This window comes from Streptomyces sp. bgisy100 (genome assembly GCF_057709105.1).
Genome location: NZ_JBYITE010000049.1, coordinates 1 through 18,342, shown reverse-complemented (window position 1 = coordinate 18,342; position 18,342 = coordinate 1). Strand labels below are relative to the sequence as shown.

13 protein-coding genes are annotated in these 18,342 nt (G+C 73.9%); 3 read left to right on the top strand and 10 right to left on the bottom strand.

Features of this window, described 5'->3' with window-relative positions:
• Positions 1–356: 356 nt before the first annotated feature.
• From AC3EQ1_RS25835 to AC3EQ1_RS25805, 7 genes are all read right to left on the bottom strand, one after another.
• On the bottom strand, positions 357–1,127 hold the full coding sequence (locus tag AC3EQ1_RS25835; RefSeq protein WP_432096732.1) for a lysoplasmalogenase: 771 nt from the start codon (positions 1,125–1,127) through the stop codon (positions 357–359).
• Between the two features lie 182 nt (positions 1,128–1,309).
• The gene (locus AC3EQ1_RS25830; protein WP_432096731.1) at positions 1,310–1,714 is read right to left on the bottom strand and encodes a DUF6479 family protein; all 405 of its coding nucleotides are present in this window, start codon (positions 1,712–1,714) and stop codon (positions 1,310–1,312) included.
• A 28-nt stretch (positions 1,715–1,742) separates the two neighbouring features.
• On the bottom strand, positions 1,743–2,732 hold the full coding sequence (locus tag AC3EQ1_RS25825) for a nucleoside triphosphate pyrophosphohydrolase (RefSeq protein WP_432096730.1): 990 nt from the start codon (positions 2,730–2,732) through the stop codon (positions 1,743–1,745).
• Positions 2,733–3,011: 279 nt separating this feature from the next.
• Positions 3,012–3,671, bottom strand: coding sequence for a SurA N-terminal domain-containing protein (locus tag AC3EQ1_RS25820; protein ID WP_432096729.1), 660 nt, complete (start codon positions 3,669–3,671; stop codon positions 3,012–3,014).
• Between the two features lie 320 nt (positions 3,672–3,991).
• Complete coding sequence (locus AC3EQ1_RS25815; protein ID WP_432096728.1) at positions 3,992–4,813, bottom strand: HNH endonuclease family protein; 822 nt, start codon at positions 4,811–4,813, stop codon at positions 3,992–3,994.
• A gap of 269 nt (positions 4,814–5,082) precedes the next feature.
• Positions 5,083–8,631 carry a transcription-repair coupling factor gene (gene mfd, locus AC3EQ1_RS25810; protein ID WP_432096760.1) on the bottom strand — a complete coding sequence of 1,183 codons (3,549 nt, stop codon included), beginning with the start codon at positions 8,629–8,631 and terminating at the stop codon, positions 5,083–5,085.
• A gap of 360 nt (positions 8,632–8,991) precedes the next feature.
• The gene (locus tag AC3EQ1_RS25805; protein WP_488187176.1) at positions 8,992–9,456 is read right to left on the bottom strand and encodes a hypothetical protein; all 465 of its coding nucleotides are present in this window, start codon (positions 9,454–9,456) and stop codon (positions 8,992–8,994) included.
• 690 nt (positions 9,457–10,146) lie between these two features.
• Between AC3EQ1_RS25805 and AC3EQ1_RS25800 the strand changes: the two genes are divergently transcribed.
• Entirely contained in the window at positions 10,147–11,706 is a 1,560-nt protein-coding gene (locus AC3EQ1_RS25800) for an MDR family MFS transporter (protein ID WP_432096726.1), read from the top strand.
• Between the two features lie 191 nt (positions 11,707–11,897).
• Here the strand turns inward: AC3EQ1_RS25800 and AC3EQ1_RS25795 are convergent, their stop codons facing one another.
• The 3 genes from AC3EQ1_RS25795 to AC3EQ1_RS25785 form a co-directional block, all read right to left on the bottom strand.
• Positions 11,898–12,827, bottom strand: a complete 930-nt coding sequence (locus AC3EQ1_RS25795; protein WP_432096725.1) for a coiled-coil domain-containing protein — start codon at positions 12,825–12,827, stop codon at positions 11,898–11,900.
• 281 nt (positions 12,828–13,108) lie between these two features.
• On the bottom strand, positions 13,109–15,715 hold the full coding sequence (locus AC3EQ1_RS25790) for an SUKH-4 family immunity protein (protein ID WP_432096759.1): 2,607 nt from the start codon (positions 15,713–15,715) through the stop codon (positions 13,109–13,111).
• 5 nt (positions 15,716–15,720) lie between these two features.
• Positions 15,721–16,698 (bottom strand): SMI1/KNR4 family protein, encoded by a 978-nt coding sequence (locus tag AC3EQ1_RS25785; RefSeq protein ID WP_432096724.1) that lies wholly within the window; start codon positions 16,696–16,698, stop codon positions 15,721–15,723.
• Positions 16,699–16,999: 301 nt separating this feature from the next.
• Between AC3EQ1_RS25785 and AC3EQ1_RS25780 the strand changes: the two genes are divergently transcribed.
• The gene (locus AC3EQ1_RS25780; RefSeq protein WP_432096723.1) at positions 17,000–17,506 is read left to right on the top strand and encodes a YwqJ-related putative deaminase; all 507 of its coding nucleotides are present in this window, start codon (positions 17,000–17,002) and stop codon (positions 17,504–17,506) included.
• Between the two features lies 1 nt (position 17,507).
• Positions 17,508–18,011, top strand: coding sequence for an SUKH-3 domain-containing protein (locus AC3EQ1_RS25775; protein WP_432096722.1), 504 nt, complete (start codon positions 17,508–17,510; stop codon positions 18,009–18,011).
• The last annotated feature ends 331 nt before the right edge of the window (positions 18,012–18,342 follow it).

Below are 18,342 nucleotides of genomic sequence, written 5' to 3'. Positions count from 1 at the left end.
CCGGGTGGCGGGGGTCTCGGGCGCCGGGGCGGTGACGTCCGGAGGCGAGACGTGCGGGGCGGTGGCCGCCGGTGGCCGGCGGTCCGCGGTGGAGGCATCCGGGGCGGTGGCGTCCGGGGTCTCGTGGGCCGGGGCGGTGACGTCCGGGGTCGGATCGGGGTTTTCCTGGGGCACGCTTCACCGTAACCGCCCCGCCGGGAGGCCCCGCGGCCCGTCCGCGGGGACGCCGGGGCCGGGGGCTTGGGAGCCGGGGCCGGAGGCCGGCGTCCGGGAGCCGAGGCCGCGGGGGCTTGGGAGCCGGGGCCGGAGGCCGGCGTCCGGGAGCCGGACCGGGACCCCCGGGAAGCCGGAGGGCGTTACGCGGTCTGCCGGGCGTCGTGGTGCTCCAGCCAGCCGGAGGTGAGGAGGTACTGGCCGAGGAGGTATCCGGCCATGATCAGCACCTCCTGGGAGGGGACTTCCCGGCCCGCCTCCTTGAGCCCGATCAGCAGGTCCGAGCCCAGGAAGGCGGCGGCGCCCGCACCGACCCGGCCACCCACACCGAGCGCGGTGACCGTCATCGCGACCAGCGCGAGGCTGTAACCGGCCACCGGCAGCCGCAGCTGCTTGTCGAGGGTCGGCGCGAGGGCGGCGTTCACCGCGGCCCAGCCCGCCAGACAGCCGACCGCCGGCCAGGGCTTCCGCGCGATCCCGCGGAGTGCGCCGAGTCCGGTACAGCCCGCGGTGTAGCTGACCTGGGTGCCCAGGAACGCCGCCATGCCGAGGAGGAACGCGGGCTTGTGCTCGTCGAAGAGGAGCGCCGTGTCACCGGCGGCGGCGAAGGCGAGCCCGGCGACGAGGGCCTTGGGGACCGGCGCGGAGGTGTCGGGCCGGCGGCGCAGCACATGGACCGCGAGCGCGGGCATGAGCAGCGGCTTCGCGGCCCGGCGCAGTCCGCGCGGGCTGCTGTTCACGCCCGCCAGGTCGGCCGCGGAGAGCACTCCGAACGCCGCGAGCGCGCCGCGCCCGTGACCGTCGGGCCGGGTCAGCTGCTGTGCGGCCGCGGCCGCCGCCCGGAGTACGCCCTGCCGCCGGGAGCCGCCCTGCCCGGTCCGCCTGCGCTGCCCGCCCTGCCCGAAGATCGCCATGGCAGGCAGTCTCGCGATGTCGCTGATGCCCCGTCAACGGTGGGGTGATGTGATGTGCCGCTCCCACCGGGCCCGTCGGGTGGGTGGGCCGTCGGTCCATGGGCGCAACTCTCCCCGGCCCGCGGCCCGAGGCGGGATCCCGCTGGGCGGGCGCGCCGTCCGGGCGCGTCCCGCGCGCCGGGTCATCCCGTGCCGTGGCCGCTGCCGCCGTGGTCCCACTTCCGGGGCTCCCCGTCGTCCTTGGTCCGCGACCCGGAGCCGAATTCGTACGGCATGTGCCGGATGCCGTCCCGCGGGACCTCGTCCCCTTCGCGGTACTCGGACACATCCGTGCGCGGCCGGGCCACGTCCTGGTGGCCGGGCCCGTGGTTGGGCGGGGCCTCCCCGCTGCGGTGTTCGACCTGGGTCTCCCAGGCACCGCCGCGCGGCTGGGGCTGCTGCGGCGGGTCGGGCTCCCGCGAGCGGACGCGGTAACCGAGCCACACGGCCCCGATCAACAGAATCACCACGATGATTCCGACCACCAGTGGGGCGATGCCGACCAGGTAGTCCCGGAGTGCGATGTCCGAGCTCAGCTGCTGGTACATATCGGACGAGTACCCGGGTCGCGGGGGGTCACTCGGCTTGTTCGGCCATCCGGATGGCGTCCCGGTAGGCGCGGGCCGCCGCCCGCAGCGCCGATTCCGGATCGATGCCCTCCGCCTCCGCCCGGACGGCCAGGGACAGCAGCCGCTCGCCGAGGTCGCCGCCGCCCCCGGACACCGGCGCGGCCACCTCCAGCCCCGCCGTCCGTACCCGGGAGGCCAGCTTGGTGGCGAGGGCCAGCGCGGGCTGCCCCAGCGGGATGCCGTCCGTCACGGACTCCCGCTGCTTCTCGGCGGCCTTCGTCCGGCGCCAGTGCGCCTTGACGTCCTCGGCGCTCTCGGCGGTCTCCGTCCCGAAGACATGCGGGTGCCGGTGGATGAGCTTCTCCACGATCGTGCCCGCCACGTCGTCGATGGAGAACGGCTCCTCCGCGTCGTCCTGCGCGATGCGCGCGTGGAACACGACCTGGAGCAGGACGTCGCCCAGCTCCTCCCGGAGCTCCTCGCGGTCCCCCGCCTCGATGGCCTCCACCAGCTCGTAGGCCTCTTCGATGCCGTACTTCGCCAGGCCCTCGTGGGTCTGGGCGCTGCTCCACGGGCACTCGGCGCGGATGGTGTCCATGACCTGTACCAGGTCCAGGAGGCGTGCGCCCGGAAGGTCGTAGGAGGCGGGCAGCAGTTCCAGGTCGGGCATCTGCACCCGCCCCGATCCGGCGAGCCGGGCGAGCCCGTCGGTCAGCCGGGCGTCGCCCTCACCGGACGGGATGACGACGAGGGTGCGGCCGCCCGCGCTGTCGTCGACCAGCTCCTGGGCGTCCGCCGCCGCCTCCTCGACCGTGATCCCGGCCTCGCGCAGATACGGCAGCTGCGGGTGGGCCGGGTCGGCGCACAGCACCCGGTCGGCGCCGTGCAGCACCTGCCAGGCGGGCCAGGACAGCAGCCCGGGGGCGACCCGGTGGCTGGTGGTGAGAAGGACGATTCGGCCGGGGGCATCTGCAGTCACGCGTCGAACGTAACCCACCGGGCGGGGGCCCCAGGCCCCGGTCGGGGGTCGGCAGGGGGCCGTACCCGGTGATTGCGGTGCGCCCCGGGCCCGGTGCTTGCCCGGTCCCTCTACTCCCCGGCCCCTTTGCTGCCCGGCCCCCTTGTTCCGCGGCCCGGTGGGCTCTGCGCCCCCGGCGGGCTCCGCAACCCCGGTGGGCTCGGTGGTCCGGGGCCCGCGGACCCGATGTGCGGTGGTCCGGAGGCCGCAGATCCGATGTGCGGTGGTCCGGGGGCCGGCGGTTGCGGCGGTGCGGCGTCAGGCCGGCTCGCCGGGGGCCGGCGGGGCCTTGCGGAGCCAGCTCTCCTTCACCGTGCCGAGCAGCACCTTCTTCTCGTCCCAGGTGCCGTAGCGCGGATTGACGTCGATGCCCATCGTGGCGGAGGCCCGCTGCAGGGCCCGGCCGAGCTTGGTCTGGCCCTTCGGGTCGTTGGGCTCCACGCCGAGCGAGCGCGCCAGCCGGTCCATCATGAGCTGGTTGCGGACGGTGTCCGTCACCTGGCCGGGGCCGATGGCGTACTGCTGGAGCCAGAGGGCCCGCAGCCGCGCCGCGCCGCCCGCGCCCTGTTCGGCGGCGGTCTGCGCCCGCTGGATGTCGCGCCGGCTGACCGCGATCCCGGCGTCCCCGGCCGCCCGGGCCAGCACCCTGTCGAAGATCATGCTGTTCAGGGTGGCCCGGCTGAGCTGCCCGGTGTCCTGGATGAGCTGGGCGGACTGCGGGACCTTGCGCTGCGCCTCCCGTACGCCCTCCACCGTGTCCTGGAGCTGGGACACCGTGATCCGGTCGCCGTCGACCACGGCCGCGGCCCCGGGGTGCGGATTGCTGCCGCAGGCGGTGAGCAGCGGAGACGCGGTGAGCAGTGCGGCGGCGGTCACGGAGAGCGCGGTCCAGCGGTTCCTCGGGCGGTACGGCAGCATCAAGCCTCCCGGCAAAGATCGGCACAGCGTGCGGGCGAAACCCTCCATGAGGGACGGTGGCGTGCGACGAGCGGGCATATCGATCCGGCGTTGATCGATGTTAGGGAGTCCGCGGGACCGTAGCCACTGATTCGACCAACGATTCCGCGGTCACTTGGGTACGCGGCCCGTCCGGAACGCCCGGTACCGGGGTACGGGCGGTACGGGCACGGGGTCTGGTCAGTAAGGGGACCGGGACAGAAGGCAGTACGGGACGGTACGGGGGCCGGGCACGGGGCAGCACTTGGCCCGGCCGGGTCAGGGCAGGGAGCGTGCCCGGGTCACCCGCCGCACTGCCGCAGCATCATCCGCTTGTCGGCGGCTGTCACCGGGAGGTCGTACTTCAGCGACACCTGGGCGAAACGGACCGAATACGAGCAGCGGATGCGCTTGTTCGGCGGCAGCCAGGACGCGGGGCCGGAGTCGCGCTTGGCGCTGTTGGCCGGCCCGTCGACCGGTATCAGGTTCAGCGGATCGTTGGCGATGGCCTGGCGCCTGCCCTCCGGCCAGCGGGCGGCGCCCAGCTGCCAGTCGTACGAGAGCGGCATGACGTGGTCGATCTGGACGGCGATGGCGTGGGACTTGGTCCAGTCGATCGTTCTGCCGGTGTACGGGTCGTGCAGGGTCAGGGAGGTGACGACGCAGTCCGATCCGGAACGGAAGCGGACCTGCTCCCCGTCGCGCTGGAGGAGATCGTTCCGGGTGTCGCAGCCGTTGCGCGCGAACGGGATGCCGCCGGGCGCCGAGTCCATCCACGCGTAGCCGAACGCGTCCCGGTCGTATCCGGTCCGCGGGCCGCGGCCTTTCGTCGTGAGCTTCTCGATGACGGCTCTGGCCTGCGCCTTCTCGGCCGCCGAGGTGATGGCGGCGAGCCCCGGTTTCGTACCGTCGGGATTCCGCAGCGGGCTGACGGCGCGTCCGGACCCGGTGGCCGGGGCCGATGCCGAGGAGCCGCCGTCCCCGGGTGGGTCGATCCCCTTGCAGCCGGTGAGCAGGAGCCCCGCCGCCAGCAGCACCGCGGCACCTGCCGCGCCGAGTCCCGCAGCAGGCTGTCCGTGATCCGCAGCAGACCGTCCGCGATCCGTGTACCCCTCGGTGTGCATGGCCCGGCCCCCCACGATGAGCTGCGACGATCCAGCGATCCGAAGGGCAGCATAGAGCGGTCCCGCCTGCGCACGGCGGCCGCCGGTCGATACTGCGGCACGGCTGTTGCGGGGGCGGCGGTAGGAGTGGCCGCGGGCACGAGGGCGACAGCGTGTTCAAGCCGGGGCCCCTGACGGGGAGTTGATGCCGGAGAGGCCCTCCTGAAGAGCCTGCCGGGTCGAGTCCGGCGCACCACCGGGGCATGCCGCCCCGGTGGCCACCCCCGGGATCAGGAGCCGAGGATCGTCGTCAGGAACTCGCCCGTCCAGGCCAGCAGATCGCGGCCGACCAGCGGCTTGCCGCCGATACGGGCCGTCGCCGGACGGGGCACCAGGATCTGCTGCGTGTTCGGCTTGAGCACCGTCCGCGGGTACAGCCGCTTGAGCCGCAGCTCCTGCGATTCGCGCAACTCCACCGGCGAGAAGCGGATGTTGGGGCCCTGGAGGGTGATGTCGGTGACCCCGCAGGAGCGGGCGAGCATCCGCAGTCCGGCGACCAGGAGGAGGTTCTCCACCGGCTCCGGCAGCTTGCCGTAGCGGTCGGTGAGCTCCTCGCGGACCGCGGCGATGTCCTCCTCCGAGGTGGCGGCGGCGATCGACCGGTAGGCCTGGAGCCGCAGCCGCTCGCCGGGCGCGTAGTCGTGCGGGACGTGCGCGTCCACCGGCAGCTCGATCTTGACCTCCAGCGGCGGCTCCTCCTCGGCCCCGCCCTCGATGGATGCCCGGTAGTCGGCGACGGCCTCGCCGACCATGCGGACGTACAGGTCGAAGCCCACCCCCGCGATGTGGCCGGACTGTTCGCCGCCCAGCAGGTTGCCCGCGCCGCGGATCTCCAGATCCTTCATCGCGACATACATGCCCGCGCCCATCTCGGTGTGCTGGGCGATGGTCGCCAGCCGCTCGTGGGCGGTCTCGGTGAGCGGCTTCTCCGGCGGGTAGAGGAAGTAGGCGTAGCCGCGCTCCCGGCCCCGGCCCACCCGGCCGCGCAGCTGATGGAGCTGCGAGAGGCCGAAGTTGTCGCCGCGCTCGACGATCAGGGTGTTGGCGTTGGAGATGTCGATCCCGGACTCCACGATGGTGGTGGAGACCAGCACGTCGAACTTCTTCTCCCAGAAGTCCACCACGACCTGCTCCAGGGCGCCCTCCGTCATCTGCCCGTGCGCGGTGGCGATCCGCGCCTCGGGGACGAACTCCCGCAGCCGCGCGGCGGCCCGGTCGATCGACTCCACCCGGTTGTGGATGTAGAAGACCTGGCCCTCGCGCAGCAGTTCACGGCGGATGGCCGCACCGATCTGCTTCTGCTCGTACGGGCCGACGAAGGTCAGCACCGGGTGCCGTTCCTCCGGCGGCGTGGTGATCGTCGACATCTCGCGGATGCCGGTGACCGCCATCTCCAGCGTCCGCGGGATCGGGGTCGCCGACATGGTGAGGACGTCGACATTGGCGCGGAGCTTCTTCAGCTGCTCCTTGTGCTCCACACCGAAGCGCTGCTCCTCGTCGACGATGACCAGCCCCAGGTCCTTGAACTTGGTCTCGGACGAGAACAGCCGGTGGGTGCCGATCACGATGTCGACCGAGCCGTCCTTGAGCCCTTCCAGAACGGCCTTGGCCTCGGTGTCGGTCTGGAACCGCGACAGGGCGCGGGTGACCACCGGGAACTGGGAGTACCGGTCCGAGAAGGTGCCCATGTGCTGCTGGACGAGGAGCGTGGTGGGGACCAGGACCGCCACCTGCTTGCCGTCCTGCACCGCCTTGAACGCCGCGCGGACCGCGATCTCCGTCTTGCCGTAGCCGACGTCGCCGCAGATCAGCCGGTCCATCGGGACCGACTTCTCCATGTCCTCCTTGACCTCGGCGATGGTGGTGAGCTGGTCGGGCGTCTCCGCGTACGGGAAGGCGTCCTCCAGCTCGCGCTGCCAGGGGGTGTCCGGGCCGAAGGTGTACCCGGGGGCCGCCATCCGCGCCGAGTACAGCTTGATCAGGTCGGCTGCGATCTCCTTGACGGCCTTCTTGGCCCGCGCCTTGGTCTTGGTCCAGTCGGCGCCGCCGAGCCGGTGCAGTGTCGGGGCCTCGCCGCCGACGTACTTGGTGACCTGCTCCAGCTGGTCCGTCGGCACGAACAGCCGGTCGCCGGGCTGGCCGCGTTTGGCCGGGGCGTACTCGACGAGGAGGTACTCGCGGGTGGCGCCCTGGACGGTGCGCTGCACCATCTCCACGTACCGGCCCACGCCGTGCTGCTCGTGGACGATGAAGTCGCCCGGCTCCAGGGTCAGCGGGTCGATGGTCTTGCGGCGGCGGGCCGGCATCCGGCCCATGTCCTTGCCCGCGGCCTTCTGCCCGGACAGGTCGGTCTCGGTGAGCACCGCCAGCTTCAGGCCCGGGTCGATGAAGCCGTAGTCGATGGAGCCGCAGGCCACATGGACCACGGACGGGGCGATCTCGCCGAGGTCGCCCGCCCGGCCCCCGGCGTCGGCGAGCCGGGCGGCGATGCCCTCGCCGCCCAGGACCTCGACGGTACGGACCGCCGGGCCGTGCCCCTCGGTGACGTAGACGGCGCGCCAGCCCTCGGCCAGCCAGCCCTTGGTGTCGGCCAGCGCCCGGGCGGTGTCGCCGCGGTAGCTCTCGGGGGCGTGCATGCCGAGCCGGAGCGCGTCCCCCTCCAGCTCGGAGTCGGTGGTGAACGGGCTCACCGTCCACCACATCATGCCCAGCTCGCGCGCCCGGTCCCGGACGTCGGCGATGCCCCACAGCGAGGCGGCGCCGACATCGATGGGGGCCTCGCCGCCGCCGGCGGTGGCCGCCCAGGACGCCTGCAGGAACTCCTGGCTGGTGGCCACCAGGTCGGCGGCCCGGGTGCGCACCCGCTCGGGGTCGCTGACGACGGCCATGCTGCCCGCGGGCAGCACGTCCAGCAACAGCTCCATCTCGTCGACCAGGACGGGGGCCAGCGACTCCATGCCCTCGACGGCGATCCCCTCGGCGATCTTCCCGAGGAGTTCGGTGAGCTCGGGGTGCCGCTCGGCGAGGGCGGCGGCGCGGGTGCGCACCTCCTCGGTGAGCAGCAGCTCGCGGCAGGGCGGCGCCCACAGACCGTGTTCGGCGACTTCGAGGCTGCGCTGGTCGGCGACCTTGAAGTAGCGGATCTCCTCGACGTCGTCGCCCCAGAACTCGATCCGGAGCGGGTGCTCCTCGGTGGGCGGGAAGACGTCGAGGATGCCGCCGCGCACCGCGAATTCGCCGCGCTTCTCGACCAGCTCGACCCGGGAGTACGCGGCCGCGGCGAGGGCGTCCGTCACCTCGCCGAGGTCGGCGCTGTCCCCGCCGCGCAGGCTCACCGGCTCCAGGTCGCCCAGGCCCTTGACCTGCGGCTGCAGTACGGAGCGGATCGGCGCCACCACGACGCTGACGGGCCCGGCGGTCGGGTCGTCCGGGGCCGGGTGCGCCAGCCGCCGCAGCACGGCGAGGCGGCGGCCCACGGTGTCGGACCGGGGCGACAGCCGCTCGTGCGGCAGCGTCTCCCACGACGGGTACTCGACCACGCCGTCCGCCGGCAGCAGCGACCGCAGGGCGGCGGCGAGGTCCTCGGCCTCCCGCCCGGTGGCGGTCACGGCGAGAACGGGCCGCTCGGCCGAGCGGGCCAGAGCGGCGATGGCGAAGGGACGGGCGGCGGGCGGGCCGACGAGATCCACCTGCGGGCGATTGCCGTCGGCGGCCGCCTTCACCGCTTCCGCGAGCGCGGGATCGTTGACGACGACGTCGAGCAGACCGTGCAGGCTCATGAAGCTTTCCCGTCCCGGGGTGGACATGACGAACGTGTGGACATGACGAACGCGGCGGACAACGCACGCCGCCCGACACGTGGAAACGGGCCGGGGTGGTCCAGAGTACGTCGCTGCACCGACAGCCGGGGGCGGGCAGCGGGAGAGGGGCGGGGGCCTGGGCTGTGACCTGCGGGGACACCGGGCAGCGGGCCTGGGGACGGGCTCGCGCCCTACGCCCCGACGTGCCGGGGTGACGGGCGCAGGGAACCGGGCGCGACAGTGAATCCCGAGCCCACGGCCGACGCCACGCCGCCAGGAGTGGGGTGACTCAACCGGCCTCGCCGGTGTGACCGACGGCGTTCGACGCCATGCGGACGGTCACGGCCTGCATTCCTTCACTCCCTCCGTCACGTAGACGGAGGAGACCTTCCAGACTCCTGCGGCGCCCTTCTCCAGACGCATCGTGTAGCGACTGGCGTTGCGCTTCGCGTGGGGGTCGTCCCTGTAGACCTTGTTCGTCTTCCTGTCCTTGCTGAACACCTTGCTCTGATCCCGGCACGTCACCAGTCCGGCGGTTCCGCCCTCGACAGCAACCTTGCCGTCGAAGTACCGGTCCTTCCCGGTGGGAGCCAGGTTGTCCTTGATGTTCAGACCGATCTGCGTAGCGGCGTACTTCGTGCCACCGGCCTTCGAGTAGAAGAGGTAGGCAGGGTCCTTGAGGTCATTCCGCGCACTGGCTCGCTTCATTGCCCGGAAGAACTGTTCGGCGTCCTTGAAAACCGCATCCTCGGCAGGTTTCCCGGTTCCGCCCCAGGCGAAGTTCATTTCGAGGTCGTCGGGCAATTCGACGCTCGGCCTACCCTCAGGGACCGAGGGCGACGCACTCGGAGTCTCCGATCCGGCCTTCTTTCCCGTCGATCCCTTCCGGGGAGGGGTCGGACTTTCCTCCGCAGGCTGTCAGCAGCATCGTCGAAGCCGCCAGCAGGACAGCCGCGGGGATTCGTGCTCGCTGTCGCATTTTCAACTTCCGTACTTTTGCTGGTAGTTGGACCGTCCAGCACGGTACTGCACACGCATCCGACGCCGTCCGTGAGGCTTCTCAGGCAGCTCGACAGGAAGGGGCGATATCCGCATCGCAGATCGCGCCGGGGCCGGGAACGTGCCGCGGCCCGGGTGCGCTCCCCCGCAGCGCACCCGGGCCGTCGTCATCGCGTTCAGTGCCGGCTTTGCTCGGCACCGATTGCGCCCCCGGTCGGGCCCCACCTCCGGGTCGGGCCCGCTCCCACAGGTTAGGGAGCGGCGGACATCGCCCACCTCCTCCGCCGGGACGAGACATGGGAGGGGAGAAGGCGTGGGCCTCCCCCTAAGGGATGACCGGCAGGAGATGACCGGCGGCAGGAGGTGACCCACAGGACACGTCGCCCACCCCGCCCTGACGGCCAGGGCCTCCCCCAGCGACGCCCCTCCGGACCGTTCTCCGGACTCGTCCGGCATGGAAGGGTGTGGGGTACACAGACCGGTGGAGGGGGAAGCATGGGCGGGACCGCGGGACGTATGAGCCGGGACGCGGCGCCTGCCTCCGGCTCCCCGCCGGCGGCCCGCCGCGGGCCCGTGGTCGCCGCGCTGATGCTCGCGATGGCGCTGGCCGCGCTCGACGGCACCATCGTCTCGACCGCCGTCCCGCAGATCGTCGGCGACCTCGGCGGCTTCTCCGTCTTCTCCTGGCTCTTCTCCGGCTATCTGCTGGCCGTCACGGTCACGCTGCCCGTCTACGGCAAGCTGTCCGACACCTTCGGCCGCAAGCCGGTCCTCGTCTGCGGGATCAGCCTGTTCCTCGTGGGCTCGCTGCTGTGCGCCGGGTCCTGGAACATGGCCGTCCTGATCGCCTTCCGGGTGGTACAGGGGCTGGGCGGCGGGGCGATCCAGGGCACCGTCCAGACCATCGCCGCCGACCTCTACCCGCTGAAGGAACGGCCCCGGATCCAGGCCCGGCTGTCCACGGTCTGGGCCGTGTCGGCCGTCGCCGGCCCCGCCGTCGGCGGGCTGCTCGCCGCCTACGCGGACTGGCGGTGGATCTTCCTGATCAACCTGCCGGTCGGCGCCGTCGCGGTGTGGCTGATCCTCCGTCACCTGCACGAGCCCCACGGATCCCGCGACCGGAAGCCGCGGATCGACTGGGCCGGCGCCCTGGGCGTGTTCGCCTGCGGCGGGCTGCTGCTCACCGCGCTCGTCCAGGGCGGGGTCGCCTGGCCCTGGCTGTCCACCCCGTCACTCGCCCTGTTCGGCGCCGGAGCGCTGTGCGCGGCGGCCACCGTGGCCATCGAACGGCGGGCGGCAGAACCGATCATTCCGGGCTGGGTCTGGAAGCGGCGCACCATCGCGGCCGTCAACCTGGCGCTCGGCGCGCTCGGCCTGCTCATGATCGCCCCGACGGTCTTCCTGCCGACCTACGCCCAGTCCGTCCTCGGCCTCGGCCCCATCGCCGCCGGATTCGTCCTCTCCGTCATGACGCTGAGCTGGCCGCTGTCCGCCGCGCTCAGCAGCCACGTCTACAACCGCATCGGCTTCCGGCAGAGCGCCCTCGTCGGCATCGGCGCGGCGGCCCTGATCCTGCTCGCCTTCCCCCTGCTCCCCTACCCCGGAGCCCCCTGGCAGCCCGCCCTGATCATGCTGCTGCTCGGCGCGGCCCTCGGCATCTTCCAACTGCCGCTCATCGTGGGCGTGCAGTCGACCGTCCGGTGGGCCGAGCGCGGCACCGCCACCGCATCCGTCCTGTTCTGCCGGCAGGTCGGCCAGAGCGTCGGAGCGGCGCTCTTCGGGGCCGTCGCCAACGCCACCCTGGCCCGGCACCTCGCCACCGCACCGGCCGCGATGCGCTCCGGACTCCCCGGCGACCTCGACTCCGTCTCCCACGCCCTGGAGCACCCCGGGTCGCTCAGCGCCCCGGCAGCGGACTACCTGCGGCGCGCGGTCGACACCGCCGTCGACCATGTGTACGTGGGGGCCGCCGCGGCGGCCGCCCTCGCCTTCCTCGTCCTGCTGTTCCTGGCGCCGCGCCGCTTCCCGGTTCTGCCCGACGGCGAGACGGACTGAGCGCGGGCCCGCCCGGCCCCCGTGACGTCCACGCCCCGCCGGACCTTCACCGGCAGGGGAGCCCGACGGAGTACGGCGTCGGCACGGCACCGCCGGGACCGGCACCTGCATGTCCTGGAGAACGCCCCGAGCAGCCGTCCGGAACACCCACGCCCACCGCTCACCGCCCGCCGCCCCGCCCCGCCCCGCCGTCAGCCTTCCGGGCGCGGCGCCGGACCCGGTACCGCGCCCGGATCCCGCTCCATCCCGCCCGCGAGCCCCGACAGCGTGCTGCGCACCCGCGCCATGTGCTCCCGCAGTTCCTCCCGCTGCTCCTCGTGCTCCTTCAGCAGCCGCTCGGTCTCCTGCTCCACCCGCTCCTCCCACGCCCGGGCCCGCGCCACCAGCTCCGCGCCGCGGGTCTCCGCGTCCTCCTGCCAGGCGCGCGCGGCCCGCTCCACCTCGGCGTGCGCCCGCTGCGCCTCCCCCAGCGTCGACTCCGCCCGCCCGAACAGGCTCTCGATCCGGGCGTCCGACTCCGCCTCCGCATCGGCGATCGCCCGCTCGGCCTCCGCCGCCCGCTCCGCGATCTCCTGCTCCTGCGCGGCGAGCAGGGTGGCGGTCCGCCGGCGCACCTCCGTCAGCACCGCCGTCGCGTCCGTACGCCACTCCTGGGCGTCCTGCCGGGCCCCGGTCCGCAGATCGTCGACCACCCGCTGGGCCGCCACCGCGCACCGCTCGGCCCACGCCTCCGCCTCGCCCCGCACCTCGACGGCATAGGTCCGCGCCCCGTCCTGGACCGCCAGCGCCTCTTCCTCCGCCTCCTCCCGGAACTCCCGCGCCGCGGCCTCCGCCCGCTCCCGCAGACCCACCGCCTCGGCCTCGGCGATGGCGAGCATCTCCTGCGCCCGCGGCCCCAGCGCCTCGTACGTCTGCGGCGGCAGGGCCGCGACCTCGGCCTGCAGCCGCTGGACTTCCTCCTCCAGCTCCTTGGCGAGGACGGTGAGCCGCGCCGCGCGCTCCCAGGCCTCGTCCCGGTCGGCCGACAGCCGGCTCACGGCACGGTCGACCTGCGCGGGACCGTAGCCGCGTTCCCGGCCGCGTACGACGGCGAAGCCGTGAGGTGACACAGACGCACTCATCTTGAAGCCCCTTTTGGTCCGTCATGCAACGCTCTGCGCGCCATCTTTCTGGATCGGAGCGATCCACTCATAACGCGACACTCCGCCACACTCCTGCCCAAGGATGCGCCGAGCGCACTCGAATACGGAACCGCCCCACCGGCCGCACCACGGCCGGACGGGGCATCCGGGGCGCCAACGGACCCGGCCCACCGGACACCGGCAGCACAAAAAGGACCGGGCGTCCGGCCTGTTTCCACAGGCCGGACGCCCGGTCCGGCACACCGTTCCGCGGGGCGGGGCTACAACAGCCCGTCCCACATCTGCTCGAGCAGCACCGCCCACCAGTTGTCCGGCGACGACAGCGCCGCCGGGTCCAGTGCGGCCAGCTGCGCCTGGAAGTCGACGGTCCAGCGGCCCGCCTGGTCCGGCGTCAGCCCGAACCGCAGCCGCCACATCCGGCCCAGCAGCGCCAGGCAGCGGACGAACTCCGGCAGCCCGGAATTGACGAACTGCGGCGCCACCGGCTGCCCGCCCGGACCCGCCTCCACCGGCACCGCCACGATGGCCGCCGTGCCGTACTGCACGCACAGCTGACGGCCGAAGTCGCTGCCCATCACCAGGTACGACGCCGCGTCCGGGGCCGGCTGCACCGCGCGCTCGGCGGCGAGCTCCGCCAGCGTGGGCACCGGGCGGCCCGGCTGGGCCTGCGCCCAGAAGAACGGGCCCATGTCCAGCGGCAGCCCGGCCCAGACGAGCGTCTGCCCGACCACGTCCGGAACGCCCTGCCGGGACACCGCACGCTGGTCGAAGCGGAACACGCCCTGCGGACCGAACGCCTGCATCAGCTCCTGCGCCAGGCCCTCCGCCGGAACCGGGGGAACCCGCTGCACCTGGCTCGGGTGCGGCAGCGGCACCCGGTTCGGCGCCGGCCGCGCGGGCCCGTCCGCCACCTGGTGCAGCTCACCCTGATGATCGATCAGATGCCGGACGCCCTGCTGACGGGAGGCGTGATCGAGGCCGTACGCGGCGGTGTGGCTGATCCGCACCTGCGGCCAGGTCTCCCGGATCATCCGGGCGCAGTAGCCGCCCGGCAGATCGCAGGACTCCAGCTCCGTGTGCAGCTCCAGCACCTGCTGCGGCGGCACGCCCATGGCGCGCAGCTCGTGCAGGATCTGCCACTCCGGATGCGGGGTGCCCGGCGCGGAACGGCGGATGAGCTGCTGCTCGGAGCCGTCCTGCGCGCGGTAGCGGAGGACGGCCATGTAGCCGGGGCCGACCATGGGCTGACCGTTCGGGGCCTGCGGGTAGCCGTACCCGCCCGGCGGCACACCGGGAGCACCCGGCTGCATGCCGGGCGCGCCCTGGGGCGGCTGGGCACCGGGCGGCATCCCGGGAGCACCGGGCGGCTGCGGGGCGCCGGGACCGCCCTGCGGAGGCATCGGCGCGCCGCCGGGCGGCGCGAACACGGTGGCGGCGGCATGCACCCCACCCGGCGCACCCGGCTGGCCCTGCGCACCCGGTACGCCCGGCTGTCCGGGAGCACCCGGAGGGCCCGGAGGCTGCGGGGCGGCCGGGCCCGGAGCGCCCGGCGGCGGACCCGGAGGCTGCGGAGCACCCGGACCACCGGTGCCCGGACCGGCCAGCATCGTCGCCGCATGATGCACACCACCCGGACCACCCGACTGGCCCGGCGCACCCGGCTGACCGGGAGCACCCGGAGGGCCGGGGGGCTGCGCGCCCGGCGCACCCGGAGCACCCGGCGCCGGCGGAGGCTGCGGACCGTTCGGGTCCGCGCTCTCCGGCGGCAGCGCCGGAGCCAGCTGCGTCGGGATGTAGCCGCCCGCCGGCGCGCCCGGAGCCCCCGGGCCCGACGCCGGAGCGCCCGCCCCCGGCGCACCCGGCGCCGGCGGAGTACCGGGCGTCACGCCCGGTGCGCCGTGCGGCGGAGTACCGGGGCCCGCACCGCGCGGAGCACGCGCCGTGTCCGCGTCCGCGATGTCCGCGGCGTCCGCACCCGGCGGCCGGCCCGTACCCGGAGCGCCCGGCGGCTGCTGCGGAGCCCCGGCGGCCCCCGGCCCGCCCCACCCCGGATCCGCCTCACTGCCCAGCGCCGGGGACACCGCCGTCGGCGGCAACTGGCTGCCGCCCGACATCAGCGCGGTCTTCGCCTCGGCACTCGCCGCGGGCGGCGGAGTGCCGCCCCCGTCCACATCGGACAGCGGCGGCGCGAACACCGTCTGCGGCAGGCCCACGGACCGGTCGTCGTCATCGCCCCGCGGCGTCGCGTCGGCCCACGGCGTACCCTCCGACGACGCACCCGCGCCGTCCGAGGAACCGCCCGGCCGCGCGGGAACACCGTCCGAGGCCGTCGGCTCGTGGTCCGCCGACGCGCCCCCACCGGACCCGGCGCCCGAACCCGCCTCCGGCCACTGCGACGCACCCGCGGCCGAGGACGAACCGCCCTCGCCCGCCGCCGGGGCGCCGCCCCCGAGCGACCCGGACCCCTGCGACCGCTGATCCGGAATACCGATCGCGTCCGCCGCGTCCTGCAGCCACTGCGGCGGCGTCAGCAGGAACGACGTCGCCTCCAGATCGATCCGCTGCGGCGGCACATCCGCCGCGGCGTCGTCCTCGGCCACGCCGTACAGCTCCTCGTACCGGCGGATCACCTCGCCCACCGGCAGCCCCGGCCACAGCGTGGCCTCCCCGCTGTCCCGGGCGATCACCATCCGGGCCCGGCAGCCGTCCGAGGAACCGCCGTCCCCCGGACCGCCCTCCCGGCCCTCGGCCCACACCACGAAACCCAGGTCGAACTCCCGTACCCGCACCTCACGCTGCTGGTACGGGGCCACATCGGTGTTGACCCAGCGCTCCCCGCGCTCCTGCGCCTGCGCGAACGTCACCATCGCGCTCACCCCTCCACCGGGACGGCACGCGCGAAGCCGCCGTCCACCATCAGGTTCGCGACGGTCTCCAGCTCCGGCGGGCTGCCCGCCAGCCGCTGCAGGAAGTCGTCGAAATCGTCACCGCAGGGCAGCAGCAGCGACTCGACCCGCTCCTGCACCGACAGGCCGTCCCGGTCCCGCGCGTCGTCGTACGCGCAGAACCACACCGAACCCGCCGCCTGCCCCTTCACCTTCACCGCGACCACGCCGCCCTGCACGAAGGCCACGCCCAGATAGTCCTTGGTCAGGTGGTCCCGCAGACACTTGTTGACATACACCAGGTCATTGACCGCGGCCTCGTCCCGCACCGCCAGGAACGGCTGGTCCACCAGCAGCCCCAGCTCCGCGTCGAGCGCCACCCCCACCGGCGCGCAGCCGCCCGCCGCCTTCAGGAACGCCCGGTACGCCCCCGGCAGCCGGTAGCCGAGATCCTCCTCCACACCGGCCACCTGCTCCTCGGTGACCGCCAACGACCGCGCCGGCAGTCCGAAGTGCGCCGGCCGGGTCTCCTGCAACGGCCGCGTGCCGCGCTTGGCCTGGTCCACCGCGGCCGTCGCCAGCCCGCCGTGGTGCCGCAGCAGCGCCTTCACCTCGACCGGGACCAGCTCCATCCGGCGCGTGCCCGCCACGTGATGCCACGTCCAGCCGTGCGGCGTGGCCACCGGCGACAGACTGCCCCACAGCTCGTGCCCGTCGGCGTGCAGCGCGGCGTTCGCCGACACGTAGTCCGTCAGCCGCAGCTCGTCGACACCGAAACCCTCCGGAGGATCGGCGATCTCCGCGGCAGCACGGGCATACGGGGAGAAATCCGGGAAACCGTCCCCGTCCACCCGCACGCCCTTCGGGTGCCGAGCGGCCCGGACCGGGTCCGGAAAGTGCACGGCCTGCCCGGCGTAGGCCGTGTTCGGTGGCGCGGCCTGCTGCCCGAGCCGACCTGTCGTCATGGCGGATGCCCCCTGCTGCGTCTGGCTGAATGCGCACAGCCTATGCGCTGCCGACGCACGCGGGCCCGCCCCCGCGGACCACGGCCCGCAGCCCGCCCCGGGGCAACCCGCACCGCACGGCACACCGCACCGGCCGGGCACAGCCCACCCGGACGAGCGTCCATCGGTGACGGCCCGTCACCCACCCGTGACCACCGGTCGAACGACGCGCCGCAGCCTCCCCCTCGGCTTCCCCATCCGCCTGCCCATTTGGCAGGCTGTCCCCGCAACTCGGGGGATTGCACGGGAGGGAAGCACCACCATGAGCGCAACCGAAGCAGCACCACCGCCGGGCGACCCCCGGCTCAGCTGGAGCAGCACCGACGACACCGTCGGCCCGCCCCCGCTCCTCCACCGCCGCGACGGCATCCTGCCCGCCGTCGCAGCCGCCCTCTCCGTCCGCGGCGAAACCCTGACCGCCACCGCGCCGAAAGTCAGCCGGCCACCCGCCCTCCACCCCCTGGTGCAGGACTTCCTCGACACCCTCCCCACCGACCGGCGGGAACGCTTCACCGGCCGATGTCCCGAAGCACTGCTGCTCTCCCGCTACCTGACCGGCACCGAATCGGCCCGCAGCAAACGCGCCTCCCGAAAACCCCTCACCCACGGCGAAGCGCGGCGCGCCCTGAAACAGTCCAAACTCACCGCCCGGCGCATCCGCGAGGACGGCGACCCGCAACACGGCGCCTACGCCCCGCCCTGCCGCTCCTGCGCCTCACTCCTCGCCCACTTCGGCGTCCGCGCCATCGACCCGACGCACGGGAGCTGATGTGCGCGCCTTCGACCGCACCGCCGCCACCCGCTTCCCCGTACCCGTCGACGCCGCCCTGCGCGAAGCGGGCTGGGAACCCGGCCGCTGGAACATCCCCCAGGCCGAGATCTGGGCCGACGCGCTGCGCGCCCACACCTCCCCCGTCGGACACCGGCACACCGTCTTCCCCGCCGCCGTCGAGGCCTGGGCCGAATTCGGCGGCCTGCGCATCGTCCCCGCAGGGCCCGGACGGCACATCGCCCCCACCCCGCTCGTCGTCGACCCGCTGCGCGGCCTCCACCTCGCCCGCACCCTCGCCGACCTCGGACGCGCCCTCGGCACGGAGATCTGCCCCCTCGGCGAGGAGACCGGCGGCACCGGAGCCGCCCTCGCCATCGACACCGAAGGCCGCGTCTACAGCCTCGACCACACCGGCGACTGGTACCTCGGCGCCGACGTCGACCAGGCCCTCGCCACCCTCCTCACCGGCACGGGCCCCACCCGCCTGACCGCCACCCGCTGACCGACCCACTGCCCCCGGGACGCCCGACCGCCGCGTGAGGACGAGCCCCGGCATTCACTCGCGCAGCCCCCGCACCGAAGCCCGGCCGCAAGAGGCGAAGCAGCAGGGCCGCGTGAACGCCAGGGGCACCGCCCCGACGGTCCGGACGCAAGGGAGCGGGCGCACAGCGCCGGGTGAACGCAAGGGCGCGGGGCCGCAGGGCCGGATAAACGCAAAGGCGCGGAGTCGCAGAGCCGTGTGAACGCAAAGGCGCGGTGCCACCGACCCAGCGGCCCGGACGAAGCAGGTAGGGCCGCAGGGCCGGGTGAAGGCAAGGGGGTGGGGGCGCAGG